This window comes from Microbacterium sp. NPDC097977 (assembly GCF_040302605.1).
GTDB lineage: Bacteria > Actinomycetota > Actinomycetes > Actinomycetales > Microbacteriaceae > Microbacterium.
Genome location: NZ_JBEOUR010000139.1, coordinates 1 through 1,456, shown reverse-complemented (window position 1 = coordinate 1,456; position 1,456 = coordinate 1). Strand labels below are relative to the sequence as shown.

The following is a 1,456-nucleotide window of genomic DNA, read 5'->3' as shown; positions in this document are numbered from 1 at the left end:
CCGATTCCTGCCGATCCTCACCACGATCTTCTTCATGGTGCTGTTCATGAACATCACGGGAATCATCCCGTTCCTGAACATCGCGGGAACGAGCATCGCGGCCGTGCCGCTGACGCTCGCCCTCGTGAGCTACATCACCTTCATCTACGCCGGTATCAAGAAGAGCCCGCTCGGCTTCTTCAAGAACGCGCTGTTCCCGTCGGGAGTGCCGTGGCCGGTCTACATCATCGTGACGCCGATCGAGTTCCTCTCGACCTTCATCATCCGGCCCGTCACCCTGATGCTCCGACTGCTGATGAACATGGTCGTCGGTCACATGCTCCTGGTGCTGTGCTTCGCAGCCACCCAGTTCTTCTTCTTCACCGCAGGTGGCGGCTGGGCCGCTCTCGGTGTCGGAACCCTCGCCTTCGGCGGCGCCTTCACTCTCTTCGAGATCCTGGTCGCCGTCCTCCAGGCATACGTCTTCACCGTCCTCACCGCGGTCTACATCCAGCTCGCGGTCGCAGAAGAGCACTAAGCCCACTAGGCACTGAGCGGGTCGGCACCTGCCGGCCCACCCAACGAAAGGAAAAACCCGTGGACGCTACTACGGTTCTCGCAGACATCAACGGTCACCTCGCTTCGGTCGGCTACGGCCTCGCCGCTATCGGCCCGGCCATCGGTGTGGGCATCGTCGTCGGCAAGACCATCGAGGGTGTCGCTCGTCAGCCCGAGCTGGCCGGCCGCCTCCAGGTCCTCATGTGGATCGGTATCGCCTTCACCGAGGCGCTTGCATTCGTCGGCATCGCCGTCGGATTCATCCCCTTCCCGTAATCTCTACCGACTTCTGAAGGAGACAGGATGCTGAACGCTCTTGTCACGAACCTCGCAGCAGAGGGTGAAGCGCACAACCCGCTGATCCCTGCGTGGTACGACATCATCTGGTCGGGTCTGTGGTTCCTCGTCATCCTCATCGTCGTGTGGAAGGTCGCCCTTCCGAAGTTCACGGCGATGCTCGACAAGCGGTCCGCCGCCATCGAGGGCAACATCGCCAAGGCCGACGAGGCCCAGAAGCAGGCTGAGGCCGCGCTCGAGGAGTACACCCGGCAGCTCGCCGAGGCGCGCACCGAGGCCGGTGAGATCCGTGAGGCCGCCCGTGAGGACGGCAAGAAGATCGTCGCCGAAGCCAAGGACACCGCGTCGAGCGAGGCCGCTCGCATCACGGCGACCGCGCACACGCAGATCGAGGCGGAGCGTCAGACCGCTCTCGTGTCGCTGCGCAGCGAGGTGGGCTCGCTCGCCATCGACCTCGCCGGTGGCGTGGTCGGCGAGACGCTCTCGGACGATGCTCGCGCGACGGCGGTCGTCGACCGCTTCCTCGCCGACCTCGAAGCATCCGAGAAGGCGGCTCAGTAATGGGCAGCGCGACCACTCAGGCACTCGCGGCATCCACTCAGGCGCTTGCCGCAGCGAAGGA

The 1,456-nt window shown here is 64.3% G+C and carries 3 protein-coding genes; all 3 read left to right on the top strand.

Going from position 1 to position 1,456, the window contains the following annotated elements; genetic code table 11:
* Positions 1-517: F0F1 ATP synthase subunit A (locus tag ABTZ43_RS17220; protein WP_350539641.1), on the top strand; the 517-nt coding region annotated here is incomplete at its 5' end.
* A gap of 59 nt (positions 518-576) precedes the next feature.
* Positions 577-813 carry an ATP synthase F0 subunit C gene (gene atpE / locus ABTZ43_RS17215; protein WP_042541851.1) on the top strand — a complete coding sequence of 79 codons (237 nt, stop codon included), beginning with the start codon at positions 577-579 and terminating at the stop codon, positions 811-813.
* Positions 814-840: 27 nt separating this feature from the next.
* Positions 841-1,395 (top strand): F0F1 ATP synthase subunit B, encoded by a 555-nt coding sequence (locus ABTZ43_RS17210; RefSeq protein ID WP_056416674.1) that lies wholly within the window; start codon positions 841-843, stop codon positions 1,393-1,395.
* Positions 1,396-1,456: the final 61 nt, after the last annotated feature.

Bases quoted from the DNA above. Each gene is read 5' to 3' on its own strand.
- ABTZ43_RS17210 (WP_056416674.1), top strand. From the start codon at position 841: ATGCTGAACGCTCTTGTCACGAACCTCGCAGCAGAGGGTGAAGCGCAC.